Annotated in this window: 20 protein-coding genes and 1 other annotated feature (1 of these 21 only partly in view); of the genes, 14 read left to right on the top strand and 6 right to left on the bottom strand. The window is 53.4% G+C overall.

Translation table 11 applies throughout. From position 1 onward, the window contains the following. Positions 1–31 (bottom strand) — a sequence feature (Trp leader region) (it extends 71 nt beyond the left edge of the window). A 153-nt stretch (positions 32–184) separates the two neighbouring features. After that, positions 185–1,069, top strand: a complete 885-nt coding sequence (gene rnm / locus PAG01S_RS03855) for an RNase RNM (RefSeq protein WP_062757768.1) — start codon at positions 185–187, stop codon at positions 1,067–1,069. A gap of 12 nt (positions 1,070–1,081) precedes the next feature. Then, positions 1,082–1,702, top strand: coding sequence for an L-threonylcarbamoyladenylate synthase (locus PAG01S_RS03850; protein ID WP_003853883.1), 621 nt, complete (start codon positions 1,082–1,084; stop codon positions 1,700–1,702). Positions 1,703–1,712: 10 nt separating this feature from the next. Here PAG01S_RS03850 and PAG01S_RS03845 read toward each other — a convergent pair whose 3' ends face one another. Next, positions 1,713–2,360, bottom strand: coding sequence for a hypothetical protein (locus PAG01S_RS03845; RefSeq protein WP_010244455.1), 648 nt, complete (start codon positions 2,358–2,360; stop codon positions 1,713–1,715). A gap of 779 nt (positions 2,361–3,139) precedes the next feature. Between PAG01S_RS03845 and rluB the strand changes: the two genes are divergently transcribed. After that, a complete protein-coding gene (gene rluB, locus PAG01S_RS03840; RefSeq protein WP_010670251.1) occupies positions 3,140–4,030 on the top strand; it encodes a 23S rRNA pseudouridine(2605) synthase RluB in 891 nt (296 codons plus the stop codon). Between the two features lie 54 nt (positions 4,031–4,084). Here rluB and cobO read toward each other — a convergent pair whose 3' ends face one another. Both cobO and PAG01S_RS03830 read right to left on the bottom strand, forming a co-directional pair. After that, a complete protein-coding gene (cobO, locus tag PAG01S_RS03835) occupies positions 4,085–4,675 on the bottom strand; it encodes a cob(I)yrinic acid a,c-diamide adenosyltransferase (RefSeq protein WP_010670250.1) in 591 nt (196 codons plus the stop codon). After that, a complete protein-coding gene (locus PAG01S_RS03830; protein WP_010244466.1) occupies positions 4,675–5,436 on the bottom strand; it encodes a YciK family oxidoreductase in 762 nt (253 codons plus the stop codon). The genes cobO and PAG01S_RS03830 overlap by 1 nt, the downstream gene beginning before the upstream one ends. Positions 5,437–5,609: 173 nt before the next feature. Here PAG01S_RS03830 and sohB point away from each other — a divergent pair, with 173 nt between their 5' ends. Next, on the top strand, positions 5,610–6,656 hold the full coding sequence (gene sohB / locus PAG01S_RS03825) for a protease SohB (RefSeq protein ID WP_062757766.1): 1,047 nt from the start codon (positions 5,610–5,612) through the stop codon (positions 6,654–6,656). 39 nt (positions 6,657–6,695) lie between these two features. Here sohB and PAG01S_RS03820 read toward each other — a convergent pair whose 3' ends face one another. Beyond that, positions 6,696–6,944, bottom strand: a complete 249-nt coding sequence (locus PAG01S_RS03820) for a YciN family protein (RefSeq protein ID WP_033757844.1) — start codon at positions 6,942–6,944, stop codon at positions 6,696–6,698. A 371-nt stretch (positions 6,945–7,315) separates the two neighbouring features. Between PAG01S_RS03820 and topA the strand changes: the two genes are divergently transcribed. From topA to acnA, 5 genes are all read left to right on the top strand, one after another. Continuing rightward, positions 7,316–9,940, top strand: a complete 2,625-nt coding sequence (gene topA / locus PAG01S_RS03815) for a type I DNA topoisomerase (RefSeq protein WP_010244475.1) — start codon at positions 7,316–7,318, stop codon at positions 9,938–9,940. Positions 9,941–10,357: 417 nt separating this feature from the next. Continuing rightward, positions 10,358–11,332 (top strand): HTH-type transcriptional regulator CysB, encoded by a 975-nt coding sequence (gene cysB / locus PAG01S_RS03810; protein ID WP_003853865.1) that lies wholly within the window; start codon positions 10,358–10,360, stop codon positions 11,330–11,332. Positions 11,333–11,828: 496 nt separating this feature from the next. Beyond that, positions 11,829–11,987 carry a YmiA family putative membrane protein gene (locus PAG01S_RS21505; protein ID WP_073970646.1) on the top strand — a complete coding sequence of 53 codons (159 nt, stop codon included), beginning with the start codon at positions 11,829–11,831 and terminating at the stop codon, positions 11,985–11,987. A 4-nt stretch (positions 11,988–11,991) separates the two neighbouring features. Further along, the gene (locus PAG01S_RS22800) at positions 11,992–12,171 is read left to right on the top strand and encodes a YciX family protein (RefSeq protein ID WP_071778594.1); all 180 of its coding nucleotides are present in this window, start codon (positions 11,992–11,994) and stop codon (positions 12,169–12,171) included. 417 nt (positions 12,172–12,588) lie between these two features. Next, positions 12,589–15,270: an aconitate hydratase AcnA gene (gene acnA, locus PAG01S_RS03805; RefSeq protein WP_062757764.1), complete on the top strand. Its 2,682-nt coding sequence runs from the start codon at positions 12,589–12,591 to the stop codon at positions 15,268–15,270. Between the two features lie 343 nt (positions 15,271–15,613). Here the strand turns inward: acnA and ribA are convergent, their stop codons facing one another. Further along, complete coding sequence (gene ribA / locus PAG01S_RS03800) at positions 15,614–16,207, bottom strand: GTP cyclohydrolase II (RefSeq protein WP_010244482.1); 594 nt, start codon at positions 16,205–16,207, stop codon at positions 15,614–15,616. 227 nt (positions 16,208–16,434) lie between these two features. Between ribA and pgpB the strand changes: the two genes are divergently transcribed. The 5 genes from pgpB (at position 16,435) to yciH (ending at position 20,053) form a co-directional block, all read left to right on the top strand. Continuing rightward, complete coding sequence (gene pgpB, locus PAG01S_RS03795; RefSeq protein ID WP_033769163.1) at positions 16,435–17,193, top strand: phosphatidylglycerophosphatase B; 759 nt, start codon at positions 16,435–16,437, stop codon at positions 17,191–17,193. A 134-nt stretch (positions 17,194–17,327) separates the two neighbouring features. Next, the gene (locus PAG01S_RS03790; RefSeq protein WP_010670247.1) at positions 17,328–17,636 is read left to right on the top strand and encodes a LapA family protein; all 309 of its coding nucleotides are present in this window, start codon (positions 17,328–17,330) and stop codon (positions 17,634–17,636) included. 6 nt (positions 17,637–17,642) lie between these two features. Then, a complete protein-coding gene (gene lapB, locus PAG01S_RS03785) occupies positions 17,643–18,812 on the top strand; it encodes a lipopolysaccharide assembly protein LapB (protein WP_010244490.1) in 1,170 nt (389 codons plus the stop codon). Between the two features lie 198 nt (positions 18,813–19,010). Then, a complete protein-coding gene (gene pyrF, locus PAG01S_RS03780) occupies positions 19,011–19,730 on the top strand; it encodes an orotidine-5'-phosphate decarboxylase (protein WP_022625580.1) in 720 nt (239 codons plus the stop codon). After that, positions 19,730–20,053 (top strand): stress response translation initiation inhibitor YciH, encoded by a 324-nt coding sequence (gene yciH / locus PAG01S_RS03775; RefSeq protein ID WP_010244495.1) that lies wholly within the window; start codon positions 19,730–19,732, stop codon positions 20,051–20,053. The genes pyrF and yciH overlap by 1 nt, the downstream gene beginning before the upstream one ends. A gap of 77 nt (positions 20,054–20,130) precedes the next feature. On the opposite strand, the gene osmB is transcribed toward yciH, so the two are convergent. Beyond that, entirely contained in the window at positions 20,131–20,346 is a 216-nt protein-coding gene (gene osmB / locus PAG01S_RS03770) for an osmotically-inducible lipoprotein OsmB (RefSeq protein WP_003853848.1), read from the bottom strand. Between the last annotated feature and the right edge of the window lie 343 nt (positions 20,347–20,689).

The raw sequence follows: 20,689 nt of genomic DNA, 5'->3' as shown, positions 1-20,689 counted from the left end.
GCCCGTTTTCGGGAACATCGCGCCAACCGTTTAAATGCGTGATTACAACAGCCATGATTGAATACCCGTTACGTGTGAACTTGTGTACTAGTTAACGGGTTCAGGGCGGAAATGTCAATACACTTTTTCACTGACCGTGAAAATCGTTATCATGCTGGCCGGTTTAGTTTTTGCAGGAGTTCTCTTGAGCGATATCGCCCGTTTCCCGGTTTATGATTTACACAGCCACACGCGTGCCTCTGACGGCTTACTGACGCCAGCCGCCCTGGTGCAGCGAGCGGTTGAGATGCGCGTCGGCGTACTGGCGATCACCGATCACGACAGCGTTGCAGGGGTTGATGAAGCGCAGCAAACGGCAATCGATTACGATTTACCGATAAAAGTGCTGGCGGGCGCAGAAATCTCCACCCTGTGGGAAAACCATGAGATTCACATCGTGGGACTGAACATTGATATCCGCCATCCGGCGATGGTGGCGTTTCTGGCCGGACAACATGCCTGTCGGCAAGCACGTGCAGAAGAGATTGGTGAGCGACTGGCGAAGGCACGTATCCCGGATGCGCTGGCGGGAGCCACGCAACTGGCTGATGGCGGCATCATTACCCGCGGTCACTTTGCCCGCTTCCTGATTGAGCAGGGTAAAGCAGAGAATATGGCGCAGGTGTTCAAAAATTATCTGGCGCGTGGCAAAACCGGTTACGTGCCGCCACAATGGTGTACAATTAAACAAGCTATTGATGCTATTCATCATTCTGGTGGCTGCGCCGTGCTGGCGCATCCTGGCCGTTACGGTTTATCGGCAAAGTGGCTCAAACGGCTGGTCGCCCATTTCCGCGAAGCGGGCGGCGATGCGATGGAAGTCGCGCAGTGCCAGCAGCCGCCTAATGAGCGCACGACGCTGGCGCAATACGCCAGAGATAATGAACTGGCCGCATCACAAGGTTCTGATTTTCATCAACCCTGTCCGTGGATTGAACTGGGCCGCAAACTCTGGCTGCCCGCGGCGGTTGAGCCGGTCTGGGAACGCTTCCCGGATCTGGCTCCCAGCCTGGCAATCACGGAAAGGTGACACGAGGTTTCTATGAGTCAATTGTTTCATATTCATCCGGACAACCCGCAGCCCCGCCTGATTAATCAGGCGGTTGACTACCTGAACAAAGGCAGCGTCATTGTTTATCCAACCGATTCCGGCTATGCGCTGGGCTGTCGGCTGGAGGAGAAGGGCGCGATGGAGCGTATCTGTCGTATCCGTCAGCTCGACGGGCACCACAACTTTACCCTGATGTGCCGGGATCTCTCTGAGCTGTCGGTCTATTCGCAGGTGGGCAACTCAGCGTTTCGCCTGCTGAAAAACAACACGCCAGGCAACTACACCTTTATTCTCAAGGCGACCAAAGAGGTGCCGCGCCGCCTGATGAATGAAAAACGTAAGACCATTGGTCTGCGCGTGCCCTCTAATCCCGTGGCGCTGGCGCTGCTGGAAGCACTGAATCAGCCGATGATGTCGACCTCATTAATTCTGCCGGGCAACGATTTCACCGAGTCCGATCCGGAAGAGATCCAGCACAGCATCGGCAAGCTGGTCGATCTGATTATCGACGGCGGCACGCTGGGCCAGCAGCCGACCACGGTGGTCGATCTGACCACCGATGCGCCGGAAATTGTGCGTGAAGGGGTGGGCGATACCCGCCCGTTCCTGTAAGCCCTCAGGCTCAGGCACCGCGTGTCGGTGTCTGGGCCAGATTCGACTCTAACCAGCTTTTGAACTGGCCGTAAGGAATATAAAGTGACACATCTTTCAGGATCACTTTGTTATTACGCCCATTTTTAATCGAGTCAGAATAGCCAACAATCACGCCGCCCAGCGTATCATCACGGTTATAAACGCCGCCGCCCGACATCCCCTGAACAACACCTGCATTGGAAGCCATGGCTATACAGGGACTTTTATTCCAGTTATTCCGAATAGCCGTACGGGCTAAATTAACTCCGGTGGATTCAACCGGCATCGCTGAAATAAAACTGTAGCCATACATTTTAACCGGATCGCCGATGTCGCTGCTGCGGAACTTAGTCAGCGTGCTGGCGTCATTCTTGTGATAAATAATCGCAAGGTCGCAATAAGGGTGATAAGACTTGACGCGCTGCACGGCAGTTTTGGCAACGTGCGCAGCTGTCAGGCTATATTCAGGCGTCAGAGGAATGCTGGTGCCCAGTGTGCCGAGACCGAGGATCGTCGGAATGCCAGTTACGCTCATATCTACGTGCTGCATCGCCGTACGACTGTACTCAGTATGGCCCACAGAACACCCGCTCAGCACCAGTGCAGCAAGCACCGGGCACAGCAACAGGTTTTTCATGATGGGTTTCTTTATTCAGGCATGTCGGGAAATCCCTGGTGAAGATTTTTGACATGCAAGCAAGGTTCATCACTGAACCGTATTAACGCAACAACTCCGGATGCGCCGGTTTATTGGATTAATCTAAAAAGACTATTTTTATAAACGAATAACAAAAGCCGGACTTCATTGTTGCAGGACCCCTCTATCGTGAGTCCTGCTTTTTATTGTGCTTCAGGAATAAATTATATCAGCTTAATAGTGTCGTACAATTTATTAAAGCTAATAAGAATCAAATATCCTTGAAAATAAGGCCTTAAATAAATCTTCGTTAAGAAAAATCTGACTTTTTTGTATTTACCTGGCGGTTATAATGGATTAAATCATTAAAACAGTTGTTTGTGCTGACTTTAATGTTTTTTTAAGAAGAATAAAAGCAAGGGAAAACCAGCGAAAGTGTAAGATAGTGTTAAGGTTTTTATCACCAGAACATTACGTTGATGAAACTGAAGTGGTTAGAAAATTTAATTGTCATCAGCTATAAAGTTTTTAATACATGCATTTTATTAATCTTATTCCTGTCAGATGCACGGGGATTATTTAAATCAGCGTCAGATATTATCAGATCTAAAACTATCAGAGGCTGACCCTTCTTAATTCGCTTCAGACCCACTCATAAAGCGCGTTACTTCAGGGGTAAATGCCTGTATAATGGGGCCGAATTAATAGGTTAACCTGTTGATTCAGAAAGAATTATCACCCTACCGTGACGCCTGGGAAGGCGACAAAGAGGAAGCTCAATGAGCGAAAAGTTACAGAAAGTCTTAGCGCGTGCCGGTCATGGCTCGCGTCGTGAAATCGAATCAATGATTGCCGCTGGCCGTGTCAGCGTCGACGGCAAGATCGCCACCCTGGGCGACCGCGTTGAAAGCAGCAAATCTCTGAAAATCCGTATTGATGGCCATCTGGTCTCGATTGCTGAATCAGCAACCGAAGTTTGCCGCGTGCTGGCTTACTACAAACCAGAAGGTGAACTCTGTACCCGCAGCGATCCTGAAGGGCGCCCAACGGTATTTGACCGTCTGCCTCGTCTGCGCGGTTCACGCTGGATTGCCGTTGGCCGTCTGGATGTGAACACCTGTGGTCTGATGCTCTTCACCACTGACGGTGAACTGGCGAACCGCCTGATGCATCCGAGCCGTGAAGTGGAACGTGAATATGCGGTGCGCGTCTTTGGTCAGGTCGACGATGATAAGATTCGTCAGCTGAGCAAGGGCGTTCAGCTGGAAGATGGCCCGGCTGCCTTTAAAACCCTGAAATTTGGCGGTGGAGAAGGGATCAACCAGTGGTACAACGTGACCCTGACCGAAGGACGTAACCGTGAAGTGCGTCGTTTATGGGAAGCGGTCGGCGTGCAGGTCAGTCGTCTGATGCGTGTTCGTTACGGCGATATCACCTTACCAAAAGGCCTGCCACGCGGTGGCTGGACCGAACTGGATCTGCCTGCGGTTAACTACCTGCGTAACCTGGTGGAGATGGATGATGAAACGGTCACCAAACTGGTGGTCGAAAAAGATCGTCGTCGCACCAAAGCGAACCAGATTCGCCGTGCCGTGAAACGTCACAGTAAAGTGAGCAGCACCCCACGTGCACCACGCCGCAATCCGGGCAGCAAACGTAACTCCGGTTAATCACGTTGCCCGATCGCTAAAAACGCAGCCCCAGGGCTGCGTTTTCTTTTTCTGTTACCAGTCAATTCCCTGCTGAGCCTGTATTCCGGCATCAAAAGCGTGCTTAACCGGCCGCATCTCAGTCACCGTATCCGCCATCTCAGTCAGGCTGCGATGACAGCCACGTCCGGTAATGATGACGCTCTGATGCGCCGGGCGCTGTTGCAGGGCCGCTATCAGCTCTTCCAGTGGCAGATAATCCATGCTGACCATATAGGTGATTTCGTCGAGCACCACCAGATCCAGCTGCTCATCGGCCAGCATCCGTTTTGCATGCTGCCACACCGCCAGACAGGCAGCGGTATCCGTTTCGCGGTTCTGCGTATCCCAGGTAAAGCCGGTTGCCATCACCTGAAATTCAACACCGTGCTGTTCCAGCAGGTTTCGCTCGCCATTCGGCCAGTCACCTTTAATGAACTGGATAGCCGCCACGCGTTTGCCATGACCGGTGGCGCGGAGTGCGGTGCCAAAGGCCGCAGTCGTTTTGCCTTTGCCATTGCCGGTAAAGACCATCAGGATGCCACGAACCTCAGTGGCTGCAGCAATACGCGCATCAACCTGTTCTTTTAACCGCTGCTGACGCTGTTGATGACGATCGTCAGCCATTATTCAGCGGCTCCCGGTTTTCTGCCTGGCTGGGCATCAAAGCTGATCCCGGTTTTGCGACGGCTGTCATCACCCATAAGATAAAGGTAGAGCGGCATCAGATCGGCAGGGGTTTTCAGCTTATTGGCATCTTCCTGCGGGAACGCGCTGGCACGCATTTTGGTTCGCGTCCCGCCCGGATTAATACAGTTCACCCGCAATGCCTGCGTTTTATACTCATCAGCCAGTACCTGCATCATGCCTTCGGTAGCAAATTTAGAGACGGCGTAAGCCCCCCAGCCCGCGCGACCGGTACGGCCCACGCTGGAGGTGGTAAACACCAGTGAACCGGCATCAGATTTTAACAGCAGCGGCAACAGCGCCTGCGTCAGGAAGAAGGTGGCGTCCAGGTTGATGTTCATCACCTGCTGCCAGACCTGTGGGTCGAGTTCAGCCAGCGGCACAATCTCACCGAGGATACCGGCGTTATGCAGCACGCCGTCGAGACGCGGGAACTGCTGTGCCAGCTGTTCTGCCACCTGCTGGCAACGTTCCGGTGTCGCTTCGGCCAGATCGAACACCACAGTGTGAGCAGGGCAGAGATTGAGTTGATTGATCGCCTGTTCGACCTGCTGAAGCTTCTCAGGGTTACGGCCCATCAGGATCACTTCTGCGCCATAGCGGGCATAAGTCAGCGCCGCTTCCCGGCCAATGCCATCTGAAGCGCCAGTGACCAGGATAATGCGATGATTGAGCAGGTCGCTTTTCGGTTGATAATGCACAGCGGGGTCCTCCAGCGAAAACAGCATGATTCCGCTTTATGCCTGAATTTACGAATGGGCGCAATCGCCAACCCACGCATTCTGTGCCAGCTGCTGGCATTTCAGGCGACGAAGCGGGGCAAAACGGCTAAACTGGCGAACTGTTTTTGATTCTCAGTTTACTAAGGCGACCTATGGATTTTATTTCAACGTATGGACTGTTTTTAGCGAAAGTGGTGACACTGGTGGTTGCCGTCGCTGTGATTGTCATGATTGTGATGAATGCCGCGTTACGCAAACGGGCACAAAACGGTCAGCTTCGACTGACTCATCTGGATGATGACTATCAACAGATGAAAGAGGATTTGCAGCTGGCAAAAATGAAGCCTCAGGCACAAAAAGTCTGGCTGAAAAATCATAAGAAAAGTGAAAAGCTGAAAGCCAAAGCGGAAAAGCAGGCGGCGAAGCAGGGGCAGACAGACAGTGCGAAGCCCACGCTCTATGTACTCGATTTCAAAGGCAGCATGGACGCCCATGAGGTGACTTCACTGCGCGAAGAGATTTCAGCCGTGCTGGCCGTCAAGCAGCCTGGCGATGAAGTGCTGCTGCGTCTTGAAAGCCCTGGCGGCGTGGTTCATGGCTATGGCCTGGCAGCCTCGCAGCTGCAGCGTCTGCGCGATCAGGGTCTGCGTATCACGGCGGCCGTGGATAAAGTGGCGGCCAGCGGCGGTTACATGATGGCCTGCGTAGCCGATTGTATTGTGGCAGCACCTTTCTCGATTATTGGCTCCATCGGCGTGGTCGCGCAGATCCCCAATTTCAACCGCTTGCTGAAACGGAACGATATTGATATTGAGCTGCATACCGCCGGACAGTACAAGCGCACGCTGACGCTGTTTGGTGAAAACACCGAAGAGGGACGTGAGAAATTCCAGGAAGATCTCGACGAAACGCACCTGCTGTTCAAGCAGTTTGTCCACCAGATGCGCCCGTCACTCGACATCGATCAGGTGGCAACCGGTGAACACTGGTATGGCCGCCAGGCGCTGGACCTCGGCCTGGTTGACGAAATCGGCACCAGCGATGATCTGATCATCCGTCAGATGGATAAGTTCAGCGTGCTCGGCGTGCATTATGCCCGCCGCCGTAAGGTGATGGATCGCTTTACGCAGAGCGCCGGCTCGGTGGCAGAGCGCCTGCTGCTGAAACTCTGGCAGCGCGGCGAAAAGCCACTGCTCTGATGATCTGATGATGCTAAACCCGGCCTGCGCCGGGTTTTTTCATTCCAGGTGGTAGAGCGGCGACAGCACCACGGCAAGGTGTTTGAACACGTTAAACACCGCCGTGGTTTTAGCCGTCGGCACTCCATCGGCATCGAGAAAAAACGGTCCGCGAAATACCAGCACTTCTCCCTGCTGAATCACCTCATCCGCCTGCATTCCCGCTAAATAATCATCATGTTCTTTGATCAGCGCATTGGCCTTTTCCAGCAACGCCTGGCGGGAAATAGCCTGAGTTGAACTCTGCATTTATTCACTCCTGTTTGACAGTACTCCAATCCTTTCTATATTACTGGCGAGTCACAGGGTGTGACAAATCGGTGTAATCGATGAAAACCTGGCGTAAGTCCGGGCTGAGTGCTAATTAAGTTGCGTAACAGATTTTATCAGGTAGAGTGTGGGCGATTCCGATTTCAGGGATTTTGCACCAGGATGTGCGATGAGTTCAGATAGAAAAAGCACTCTTTATCATGCAGTTGCATAACGCCACATCATCTGATCTGAGATTGACCCCTCCGCCTTGAAATGTTAAACAGGCGCAGCAATATTGAACCCATTGGGTTTTTGGGCATCCAATCCTCTCCCGTTAAGCAGGATGTTTTCATTAGGTAAAGGTAAATATGGGTAAAGCACTCGTTATTGTTGAGTCCCCGGCAAAGGCTAAAACAATCAATAAATACCTGGGTAGTGATTACGTGGTTAAATCCAGCGTGGGTCATATCCGGGATCTGCCGACCAGTGGTTCAACCGCGAAGAAAAGTGCTGACGCCTCGACAGATAAGAAAGTCAAAGACGCTTCGACTGACAAGAAAGTCAAAAAAGTTAAAAAAGATGAGAAGGCCGCACTCGTCAGCCGCATGGGTGTTGACCCCTATCACGGCTGGGAAGCGGACTATCAGATTCTGCCCGGCAAAGAGAAAGTGGTCGCCGAACTGAAGGCGTTAGCCGCCAATGCTGACCACATCTATCTCGCAACCGACCTTGACCGCGAAGGGGAAGCCATTGCCTGGCACCTGCGGGAAGTGATTGGTGGTGATGACTCGCGCTTCAGCCGCGTCGTGTTTAACGAAATAACCAAGAATGCGATTCGTCAGGCGTTTGAAAAGCCGGGCGAACTGAATATTGATCGGGTGAATGCTCAGCAGGCGCGTCGCTTTATGGATCGCGTGGTGGGCTACATGGTCTCGCCACTGCTGTGGAAAAAGATCGCTCGTGGTCTCTCTGCCGGACGTGTGCAATCCGTTGCCGTTCGCCTGGTGGTGGAACGTGAACGTGAGATTAAAGCTTTTGTTCCCGAAGAGTACTGGGAAGTTAATGCCGCGCTGACCACGCCGAAAGGCGATGAGCTGTCGATGGACGTGACGCACAAAGGCGATAAAGCCTTCCGTCCGGTCAACCGCGACGAGACGTATGCCGCCGTCGCGCTGCTGGAAAAAGCGCGCTATGAGATCGTGGATCGTGAAGATAAGCCGACCAGCAGCAAGCCGGGCGCGCCTTATATCACCTCGACACTGCAGCAGGCTGCCAGCACCCGTCTCGGCTTTGGCGTCAAGAAGACCATGATGATGGCTCAGCGGCTGTACGAAGCGGGCCACATTACTTATATGCGTACCGATTCGACCAACCTGAGTCAGGATGCGGTCGCCATGGCGCGTGGCTATATCGAAAGTAATTTCGGTAAAAAGTATCTGCCTGAAAACGCCATAACTTACGCCAGCAAAGAGAACTCCCAGGAAGCGCACGAAGCGATTCGTCCTTCTGATGTGGAAGTGGTGGCGGAAAAGCTGAAAGATATGGAAGCGGATGCGCAGAAACTCTATCAGCTGATCTGGCGTCAGTTTGTTGCCTGTCAGATGACACCAGCAAAATATGACTCCAGCACCATTACTGCCGCCGCCGGTGATTTCCGGCTCAAAGCGAAAGGCCGTATTCTGCGTTTCGACGGCTGGACCAAAGTGATGCCTGCGCTGCGTAAGAATGATGAAGATCGTACGCTGCCTGCGGTAAGCGTGGGTGATGTTCTGGACCTGCAGCAACTGCTGCCCGGTCAGCACTTCACCAAGCCACCGGCGCGCTTCAGCGAAGCGTCACTGGTGCGCGAGCTGGAGAAGCGCGGAATTGGTCGTCCATCCACCTACGCCGCCATTACCTCGACGATTCAGGATCGTGGCTACGTACGGGTTGAAAACCGCCGTTTTTATGCGGAAAAAATGGGTGAAATCGTCACCGATCGTCTGGAAGAGAACTTCCGCGAACTGATGAATTATGATTTCACCGCCCGCATGGAGAGCAACCTTGATCAGGTTGCCAATAACCAGGCGCAATGGAAAGCGGTACTCGACCACTTCTTCACCGATTTTACCCAGCAGCTTGAACTGGCTGAGAAAGATCCTGAAGAGGGCGGAATGCAGCCGAATCAGATGGTGCTGACCTCGATTGACTGTCCGACCTGTAGCCGTCCGATGGGGATTCGAACTGCCAGTACCGGCGTCTTCCTGGGCTGTTCCGGCTATGCGCTGCCGCCTAAAGAGCGCTGCAAACAGACCATCAACCTGATCCCGGAAAATGAAGTTCTCAATATTCTGGAAGGGGATGATGCTGAAACCAACGCCCTGCGTGCCCGTCGTCGCTGCCAGAAGTGTGGCACGGCCATGGACAGCTACCTTATCGATAACGAACGTAAACTGCATGTCTGTGGTAATAACCCGGAGTGTGATGGTTACGAGATTGAGAAGGGCGAATTCCGCATCAAAGGCTATGACGGCCCGGTGGTGGAGTGCGAGAAGTGTGGTTCGGAGATGCACCTGAAGATGGGACGCTTTGGTAAGTACATGGCGTGTACCAATGAAGAGTGCAAAAACACCCGCAAGATCCTGCGTAGTGGTGAAGTTGCTCCGCCGAAAGAGGATCCGGTTCCGCTGCCAGAGCTGGCGTGTGAGAAGTCAGATGCTTACTTCGTGTTGCGTGACGGTGCGGCGGGCGTTTTCCTCGCGGCCAACACCTTCCCGAAATCACGCGAGACGCGTGCGCCGCTGGTGGAAGAGCTTCAGCGCTTCAAAGATCGTCTGCCTGAGAAGCTGAAATATCTGGCCGATGCGCCAGCAGCCGATCCGGAAGGCAACAAAACGCTGGTGCGGTTCAGCCGCAAGACCAAGCAGCAGTATGTCTCCTCAGAAAAAGAGGGCAAGGCAACCGGCTGGTCCGCCTTCTATATAGATGGCAAATGGCAGGAAGCGAAAAAGTAATACCTGAAGGCCAGCGCTCGCTGGCCTTTTTTCTGCCGACAGGGTCTATGCTTAGTGAATCCTGTAGCAGTGAATAAGCTCAGTGCGCAGGGAACCGGGGCAGAAGAGGAAAGCGTCCCGCGCCATGGATGACGCGGGCCGAGCGACCAGGGATTGGCTTGAGCGACTTTCCGATCTGCCCCGGTTCTATGCGCAAGACAGGTCTCAAAGCAGGCCAGACCCGACTCTGTCATCATACTCTGGCCAGCGCTCGCTGGCCTTTTTCTGAGCCTTATATCAATCCGTTCTACTCTCTCACTTAAACTGATATAGTTGTTATAGCATTTCCGACCTTTCCTGATGCATAGCATCTTTTTACCCTCGCGACTATACGTCAACCGGGGATGCGACTCTGTAACTTACCGGGATGGAATAGATATGAAATTACAGCAGTTGCGCTATATCGTTGAAGTGGTCAATCACAATCTCAACGTCTCTTCGACGGCGGAAGGTCTCTACACCTCTCAACCCGGCATCAGTAAACAGGTGCGTATGCTGGAAGATGAACTGGGCGTGCAAATCTTTGCCCGCAGCGGTAAACATCTCACCCAGGTCACGCCTGCAGGGGAAGAGATCATCCGTATAGCGCGAGAAGTTCTCTCCAAAGTGGATGCGATTAAATCGGTAGCCGGTGAACACACCTGGCCTGATAAAGGCTCGCTCTATGTCGCAACCACGCACACCCAGGCTCGCTACGCGCTGCCTGGTGTGATCAAAGGATTTATTGAGCGCTATCCTCGCGTCTCTTTGCACATGCATCAGGGTTCTCCAACTCAGATCGCCGAAGCCGTCTCCAAAGGTAATGCGGATTTTGCCATCGCCACCGAAGCCCTGCATCTCTATGACGATTTAATCATGCTGCCGTGCTACCACTGGAATCGGGCGATTGTGGTGACTGCCGATCATCCGCTGGCCGGAAAAGGGCAGGTCACCATTGAGGAGCTGGCCGAATATCCCCTTGTGACCTACACCTTTGGCTTTACCGGGCGTTCAGAACTGGATACGGCTTTCAATCGTGCAGGTTTAACGCCACGCATCGTCTTTACCGCGACCGACGCCGACGTGATCAAAACCTATGTCCGCTTAGGTCTGGGGGTTGGCGTTATCGCCAGCATGGCAGTAGATCCGGTGGCCGATCCTGACCTGATTCGCATTGAAGCCGCCGATATCTTTACCAACAGCACCACTAAGATTGGATTCCGCCGCAGCACCTTCCTGCGCAGCTATATGTATGATTTTATCCAACGTTTTGCACCGCACCTGACGCGCGATGTGGTAGATACTGCGGTTGCGTTGCGCTCCAATGAAGACATTGAAGCGATGTTTAAAGATATCAAACTGCCGTTTAAATAGAATTTAACCTCCCCGCGTAAACATAAGGCTGCCTGGTGCAGCCTTTTTTGTCTCCAGGCTTTAGCGCCAAATGAGACTCAAAAGTTTTTATGATTTTTTTGTAAATGAAACATTGATCACATGTTTCCTCATCGGGCTTTCTTAAATGCGAATTACAACACATTTTTAACTATGTCACTTTGCGGCTTGCCAGGAATATTCCCATACTCCAGTTAAGAGCTAACGTGGGAAGCCAGTAAACATAAGGTTCTTAAGTGTTATCTATAGTTTTGAGTGGATCTGTTTTTAAATTAACTCAAATTTTTTAGCGGGTTTTTTAATTAAATATTAGTTCCGGTATTAATGATTTCTTACGTTACCTGGGCTCATTGATTAATACCGTTAATCGTTGTACTCAATAAAAATAACTGGATTTTTGGCCTTAACGCGTTTAGGATTCCTCCTAAATCTTAATCGATGTTATCAATCATTTTGTTGAGAGTGATTATCAAAAACTATGAATACACGACTGACTGTACAACCGGGTTTCCCGGTAAAAAGCACCAAGGTTGAGCGTACCGGCAACACTCGTCGCAAAGCCTGGTTAACCGTATTCGCTGCCTCTGCGCTGTTTTGGGTAGTTGTCGCGTTAATGATTTGGCGTATCTGGGGCTAAAGCCATGTGGGCAAATACACTCAGCCATAAACGTTCCCTGACCTCGGGTCAGCACAAGACGGTCTCCTGTAAAGGAAAAGAACCCCTTGCAAAGGACGAAAAAGTGTCTATCCCCGATTCATGGGATTTGAGTGATAACCAGAGACTTTTTATTGAGTCGTTTCTGGACCCTAAAAACAAATAACGTTGTCAGACCATTTCTTCGTCACTGTTCTTTTAAAACCGGAATTTCCGGTGGGCCTATAAATGCCCTTACCACATCCTGTACGACCAAAGGGTGTCGCCTCTTTCTATAAGGTGACCGCAAAAACTTTTACGCCCGATTCCGGCGAAGGAGTGAACCAAATGAATATTATTAAAATGTCCTGGCTCAGCGCGTATGCATTCTCCTTTGCGTTCTGGTCTGCGGCGGTGTGGATAACCCTGTAATTTGAATTAAAATCACCTTTTCATGATGCCTCGTGACTTTACGGGGCATTTTCGTTTGCGATCGATTGTAGCAATTTGTGTTGTAATCAAAACGTTAACGAAATTGTGGTCTATCTTTAACATAAACCTTTGTCTCTCTGAGGTTTAAAGACCATGAATGAAAGGAGGAGCTATGTCGTCTACCCTACGCGAGCAGAGTCAGGAAGTACTGCAGGTCGACACCAAAAAATATCACATCTTCAGTCTTCCCCATGCTGCTCAACACCTTGGCAATATCGATCGCCTGCCAAAATCCCTCAAGGTCCTGCTGGAAAATTTACTGCGCTATCAGGATGGTGACTCTGTTACGACGGAGGACATCCAGGCGCTGGTTGACTGGCAAAAAGATGCCCACGCCGATCGTGAAATTGCCTACCGGCCAGCCCGTGTATTAATGCAGGACTTTACTGGCGTGCCTGCGGTAGTCGACCTTGCTGCGATGCGAGAAGCAGTGAATCGGCTAGGCGGCGATGTGGCGAAAGTCAATCCGCTGTCACCGGTTGATCTGGTTATCGACCACTCGGTGACTGTCGACCATTTTGGCAATGATGACGCCTTTGAAGAGAACGTCCGGCTGGAGATGGAGCGAAACCATGAGCGCTACGTCTTTCTCCGCTGGGGCCAGAAGGCGTTTGATAAATTCCGCGTGGTGCCGCCGGGCACCGGTATTTGCCATCAGGTGAACCTGGAATATCTCGGCAAGGCGATCTGGCATGAAACCGTGAATGGTGAAGAGTACGCCTGGCCCGATACCCTGGTCGGTACGGACTCTCACACCACCATGATCAACGCGCTTGGCGTGCTGGGATGGGGAGTAGGGGGAATCGAAGCCGAAGCCGCCATGCTCGGTCAGCCTGTCTCAATGCTTATCCCGGATGTGGTGGGTTTCAAACTCACCGGCAAACTGCGGGCGGGCATTACGGCAACCGACCTCGTGTTGACCGTTACCCAGATGCTGCGTAAGCACGGCGTTGTCGGTAAATTCGTTGAATTTTACGGTGATGGCCTGGCCGATCTGCCGCTGGCAGACCGCGCGACCATCGCCAACATGGCACCGGAATATGGCGCAACCTGCGGATTCTTCCCGGTTGATGACGTCACGCTGAGATACATGACCCTGACCGGACGCGATGCCGAACAGGTAGCGTTAGTGGAAGCCTATGCCAAAGCGCAGGGTCTGTGGCGCAACCCTGGCGATGAGCCGCGTTTTACCAGCACTCTGGCGCTGGATATGAATGAGGTGGAATCGAGTCTCGCAGGACCAAAACGTCCGCAGGATCGGGTGTCGCTGGGCGATGTGCCCGCCGCGTTTGATGCCAGCAATGAGCTGGAAGTGAATCAGGCGCAGAAACCCCATAAAATCGTTGAGTATACCGACAGTGATACCGGGCTGACGCATAAGCTGACCGATGGAGCGGTGGTGATCAGTGCGATTACCTCCTGTACTAACACCTCCAACCCCAGCGTCTTAATGGCGGCCGGTTTACTGGCGAAGAAAGCGGTCGAGCGGGGTCTGAAACGTCAGCCTTGGGTCAAAGCCTCACTGGCACCCGGTTCTAAAGTGGTTTCAGACTACCTGGCCGTCGCGCAACTGACCTCCTATCTCGACGAGCTGGGCTTTAATCTGGTTGGTTATGGCTGCACCACCTGTATCGGTAACTCCGGCCCGCTGAAAGATGAGATCGAGTCTGCGATCAAAGCAGGCGACCTTACGGTGGGTGCTGTGCTGTCCGGCAACCGCAACTTTGAAGGCCGTATTCATCCGCTGATTAAAACCAACTGGCTGGCGTCGCCGCCGCTGGTGGTGGCCTATGCGCTGGCGGGTAACATGAAGATCAACCTGCAGACCGAGCCGCTGGGCCACGATCGTCAGGGCCAGCCGGTCTACCTGAAAGATATCTGGCCTTCGCCGGAAGAGATCGCTACGGCCGTGCAGCAGGTCACCAGCGACATGTTCCATAAAGAGTACGCTGAAGTCTTCGACGGTACGCCAGAGTGGCAGGAGATTAAGGTGAGTGAAGCCGCGACTTACGACTGGGATGAGGGATCGACTTATATTCGTCTGTCGCCTTTCTTTGACGATATGGAGAAAGAGCCTAAGCCGGTGCAGGATATTCGCGGTGCGCGGGTGCTGGCCATGCTGGGCGACTCGGTCACTACTGACCATATTTCACCGGCGGGCAGCATCAAAGCGGAAAGTCCGGCCGGACGGTATCTGCTGTCACACGGCGTGGAGCGTACAGACTTTAACTCCTATGGTTCGCGTCGCGGTAACCATGAAGTGATGATGCGCGGCACGTTCGCCAACATCCGTATCCGCAATGAGATGGTACCCGGCGTGGAGGGCGGTTATACCCGACACTACCCAAGTGGCGAACAGCTGGCCATCTATGATGCGGCAATGAAATATCAGGCGGAAGGCGTGCCGCTGGCGGTCATCGCGGGTCTTGAGTATGGCTCAGGTTCAAGTCGCGACTGGGCGGCGAAAGGACCACGTCTGCAGGGGGTCAGGGTAGTAATTGCGGAATCTTTTGAGCGTATTCACCGTTCAAACCTGATTGGGATGGGCATCCTGCCACTGGAGTTTCCGCAGGGTGTGACCCGCAAAAGCCTGGGGCTGACCGGTGAGGAGCGCATTGACGTGGAAAATCTTCAGGCACTGACGCCTGGCTGCAGCGTTAAAGTGACGCTGACCCGTGCTGACGGCAGTAAGGAAGAGCTGGACACCCGCTGTCGCATCGATACCGGTAATGAGCTGACCTATTACCGCAATGACGGCATCCTGCACTACGTTATCCGCAATATGCTGGACTGAAAAAAAAGCCGGGGAAACCCGGCTTTTTTTATGTAGCTTACAACGTCTGTAATAAGAAGCGGTGAGACCGTGGCTGCACAGGGAGCACGGTCAGATCGGAAAGACGCAAAAGCCGTCATCCATGACATGCCCGGCCCGCGCAATTACGCACCTCATCCCTGAGGTGCGCCCGTACCGGGCCAACGCTTTGCGTTGTTCAAAAACGCTCCCGGCGTTTTTATCCGGGCGGCGGGACGCTTTCTTCTTCTGACCGTGCCCCCTGCGCGTTGAGCTAATCCGTTGCTTGAGGATTCTCTCAGATTGGGCTTCTTCAAGGGTCAGATGCCAGTGAGTCCCAGCTTATTTATGACTTCGGCAGCAGATGCCCCATCTTTTCCGCTTTCGTATCCAGATAGTGCGCATTCTTCGGATTACGTCCCACGACCAGCGGCACGCGTTCAACAATGTTGATACCGGCTTCGCTGAGGATCTCCACTTTACGCGGGTTATTGGTCAGCAGTCGCACTTCATTGACGCCCAGCAGTTTGAACATATCGGCGCACAGCGTGAAGTCGCGCTCATCGGCGGCAAAGCCCAGCTGATGGTTCGCTTCTACCGTGTCATACCCTTTGTCCTGCAACGCATAGGCGCGGATCTTATTCAGCAGACCGATGTTACGGCCTTCCTGACGGTGATAGAGCAGTGCGCCGCGACCCTCTTCTGCGATGGCATTGAGAGCGGCTTCCAGCTGAAAACCACAGTCGCAACGCAGGCTGAAGAGTGCATCGCCGGTCAGGCATTCAGAGTGAACGCGCGCCAGTACCGGCTCGTTATCATTAATATCGCCAAAAACCAGTGCAACGTGGTCATGTCCGGTTGCCAGTTCTTCAAAACCAACCATCAGGAAATCTCCCCATGGCGTGGGCAGTTTGGCTTCTGCCACCCGTTTAAGCTGCATGTGACTCTCCAGAACCTTCAGAGGATGCACTATCATCATGATAGTGCACAGGCCAGTGTGGCCCGACAAACGTGCAATATTGTGCCACAACCCGCAAGCGGGCTGGTAATCTCTGATACCAATTGCAGTGATAAAGCACAATTATCCAATCGGCAACGGTTATGTTATTCTTTTTTAAGCTAAAGTTATGCAATTGCTCTCTTTTGACGCCGGGATAAGGGAAGAGGATGTTTAAGATTTCACGTCGTACCACCTTTGGAATGCTGCTGCTGCTGATCATGCCGGTTGCAGTCTGGCTGAGCGGCTGGCGCTGGCAACCAGGCGAAAGCAATGCGCTGCTGAAAGGTCTCTTCTGGATGACCGAGACCGTCACCAACCCCTGGGGCATTGTTACCAGCGTCGTGCTGAGTGCCTGGATGCTCTGGTGCCTGCGCTTTCGGCTGAAGCCAGCTATCTTACTGCTGCTGATCATGAACGCCACCATTCTGGCCGGGCAATACACCAAATCCTATATCAAAGAGCAGATTCAGGAGCCGCGTCCCTATGTGATCTGGCTGGAACAGCATCACGGGCTGGATGAAAAGACCTTCTACGAGCTGAAGCGCAAACAGCGTGGCGAGATGGTAACCTCACTGATTGCCGATGAGACACAGCTCCCAGGCTGGCTGAAACGGCACTGGGCGTTTGAAACCGGTTTCGCGTTCCCGTCGGGACATACTATGTTTGCCGCCAGCTGGGCGCTGCTGGCATTGGGTCTGCTCTGGCCGCGTCGGCACTATAAAACCGTGGTGGTGATCTTTCTGTGGGCCACCGGCGTAATGGCGAGTCGTCTGCTGCTGGGCATGCACTGGCCACGGGATCTGGCGATGGCAACCATACTCTCCTGGCTACTGGTCACCATTGCCACCTGGCTGGCGCAGCGATTCTGTGGCCCGCTGACGCTGCCGCCGGAAGAGCAAAAAGAGGTGGCGCAGCGGGAGCCCTGATTGTAATTCACCCGTAAGACCCCATATTATTAGACGGGCCTGCGCAAAAGCGACCCGCCCGATGCTGCTGGGAGCAGCATTTTTGCTGGAGTTTTGGCATAATTCTACCCGACAACCTCACAACAGGATGCACTGTGAAATATTTGCTGATTTTTTTAGTGGTACTGGTCATTTTCATTATTTCCGTCACCCTGGGTGCGCATAACGATCAGGTCATTACATTTAACTATCTGCTGGCGCAGGGTGAGTTCAGCATCTCGACCTTACTGGCATCCCTGTTTGGCGCAGGTTTCGTGCTTGGCTGGATCATCTGCGGTCTGTTCTGGTTACGGACCCGCGTCTCCCTGGCGAATGCCAACCGGAAAATTAAGCGTATGCAGACCCAAATCGAGCAGAGTACTACCCTGGCGACCACGCCATCTTCTCCGGCTGGCCGGGAATAATCCCTGATGCATGAATTGCTGTTTCTGTTACTGCCGGTGGCGGCAGCGTATGGCTGGTATATGGGCCGTCGCAGCGCGCATCAGGATAAGCAACAGGAAGCCAACCGACTGTCACGTGAATATGTCGCTGGCGTAAACTTCCTGCTCTCCAATCAGCAGGACAAAGCGGTCGACCTCTTCCTTGAGATGCTGAAAGAGGACAGCGGCACGGTTGAAGCACACCTGACGCTGGGCAATCTGTTCCGTTCGCGCGGGGAAGTCGACCGCGCCATCCGCATCCATCAGGCTTTAATGGAAAGCGCCTCCCTGAGCTATGAGCAGCGTCTGCTCGCCGTACAGCAACTGGGCCGCGACTATATGGCGGCGGGCTTATATGACCGCGCGGAAGACATGTTTAAGCAGCTCACCGATGAAACTGACTTTCGGGTGGGTGCGCTGCAGCAACTGCTGCTGATCCACCAGGCAACCAGCGACTGGCAGCAGGCGATTGAAGTCGCAGAGCGGCTGGTTAAGCTTGGCAAAGAGAAGCAGAAAGGCGAAATAGCCCACTTCTACTGCGAGCTGGCTCTGCAGGCGATGAGCAGCGACGATCTCGATCGTGCCATGAGCCTGCTGAAGAAAGGGGAGTCGGCCGATCGTAACAGCGCACGTATCTCGATCATGATGGGCCGTATCCTGATGGAAAAAGGCGATTACGCTAAAGCGGTGGGCCATCTGCAGCGGGTGCTGGACCAGGATAAAGAGCTGGTGAGTGAAACGCTGGGGATGCTGGAGACCTGTTTCCAGCAGCTCAATCAGCCCGACGCCTGGTCAGAGTTTCTTCATCGCTGTGTTGAAGAGAACACCGGCGCAGCTGCGGAGCTCTATCTGTCTGACATCCTTGAGCAGCAGCAGGGGCCCGAAGCGGCCCAGAATTACATCAGCCGTCAGCTGCAGCGTCATCCTACCATGCGGGTGTTCCACCGCCTGATGGATTTAAATCTGCATGAAGCGGAAGATGGCCGGGCGAAAGAGAGCCTGATGGTGTTGCGTGACATGGTCGGCGAACAGATCCGCACCAAGCCGCGCTATCGCTGCCAGAAGTGCGGCTTTACCGCCCACGCACTCTACTGGCATTGCCCATCCTGCCGCACCTGGTCTTCGGTTAAGCCTATCCGCGGCCTCGACGGCCAGTAAACCGGCCGCTGCAGCCGCACCATTAATAGCTCATTATAGTTACAACATACTATAGGTTGAGTTAGCTTACAGACCTCAGCGACAGTGCATAATTTGCCAGGCAGGAGGGCAATGGCGATTGTGATGGTCAGACACCGCAGGTAGAATGCTTGCCGTTTGTCTATTGCGCCTGCGGGCGCCTGTTGCAGAGGAAATGCCATGCCTTCACCCCACAACGTGACCGCTTCGCCGATTCTGGTAGCGCTGGATTATCATGACCTCGACAGCGCACTGCGTTTCGTCGACCAGATCGATCCCCGCAGTTGCCGCCTTAAAGTAGGCAAAGAGATGTTTACGCTATTTGGCCCCTCGCTGGTTAACACTCTGCAGCAGCGCGGCTTTGAAATCTTCCTCGATCTTAAATTCCACGATATTCCCAACACCACCGCTCATGCCGTGGCGGCCGCTGCCGATCTCGGGGTCTGGATGGTCAACGTCCATGCCAGTGGTGGGGCTCGGATGATGAACGCGGCGCGTGAAGCGCTGCTTCCCTTTGGTAAAGAGGCGCCCCTGCTTATTGCGGTGACTGTACTGACCAGTATGGATGCAGAAGATCTCAAAGGGCTGGGCATTACGCTTTCTCCTGCTGAACAGGCAGAGCGACTGGCGAAGCTGACACTGTCGTGCGGGCTGGATGGTGTGGTCTGTTCCGCCCATGAGGCTGTCCGCTTCAAACAGGTTTTAGGTCAGGAGTTTGCGCTGGTCACGCCGGGGATTCGCCCGGCAGGCAGTGATGCTGGCGATCAGCGTCGCATCATGACACCTGAGCAGGCGAAGCAGGCGGGCGTGGACTATATGGTTATCGGGCGTCCGATCACCCAATCCGCCGATCCCGCCGCCACCCTGCAGGCGATCCTGCACAGTCTGGAGACACAATAATGGCGAAGGATAATCCACTGGTTTACTCAACCGATAGCGGACGCATTACCCAGCCGGAGCCGGCGAAGGAGCGGCCAAAAGGGGATGGCATTGTGCGCATCCAGCGCCAGACCAGTGGTCGCAAGGGAAAAGGCGTCTGCCTGATTACCGGTATCGACCTGGACGACGCGGCATTGACGCTGCTGGCGGCCGAACTCAAAAAGAAGTGCGGCTGCGGGGGTTCGGTGAAAGAGGGTGTTATCGAGATTCAGGGGGATAAGCGCGATTTACTGAAAAGCCTGCTGGAAGCCAAAGGCATGAAGGTCAAACTGGCGGGTGGCTGAAAAAAAATCGGGCTACCGAAGTAGCCCGATTGTTGTGTAGATGCTTAGCGTAGCCGATTATTCTTTTAATAAGGTCTTTAGTGGACCTGATGACCGATAATACCACCGACAGCGGCGCCACCGACTGTGCCGAGTGCGCTACCATTGGTCAATACTGAACCCCCAATCGCACCCGCGCCCGCGCCAATAGCGGTGTTGCGGTCACGTTTAGACCAGTTAGAACAGCCGCTCAGTGCAACAGCTAACGTAGTCGCCAGTACAACGGCAGTGATTCGTTTCATTGTTGTTGTCATACACTTCTCCTTTGATGTGCTCACAGAGGCAACACTCTTAGTATAGCTCCGATATTTCCTCAGCCCGCTTGTGTCGCATCATTGCCGCATCCGTGTCGGCATGGAAATGTGATCACCATGGACAAACCGTTTGTAGCGGGAGAGTCGCAATGTAAACCCGACAGGGCCACGCATTGCCTGAGAGGATTCTAAGCGTTCTGGTTAAATTCCGAAGATAGAAAATTCTGAAATCACGACACATTTTTGCATTCACAGCCATTCCTTCTGCGTTTATAGCCATTTGCTCCATAACTCTTTCGCGTCCGACTCCGCAAAATTCAGGGACGATTGTCAGCAGGAGAAA

The organism is Pantoea agglomerans NBRC 102470 (assembly GCF_001598475.1).
Taxonomy (GTDB): Bacteria; Pseudomonadota; Gammaproteobacteria; order Enterobacterales; family Enterobacteriaceae; genus Pantoea; species Pantoea agglomerans.
This window is presented reverse-complemented; position numbering and strand designations above follow the sequence as displayed.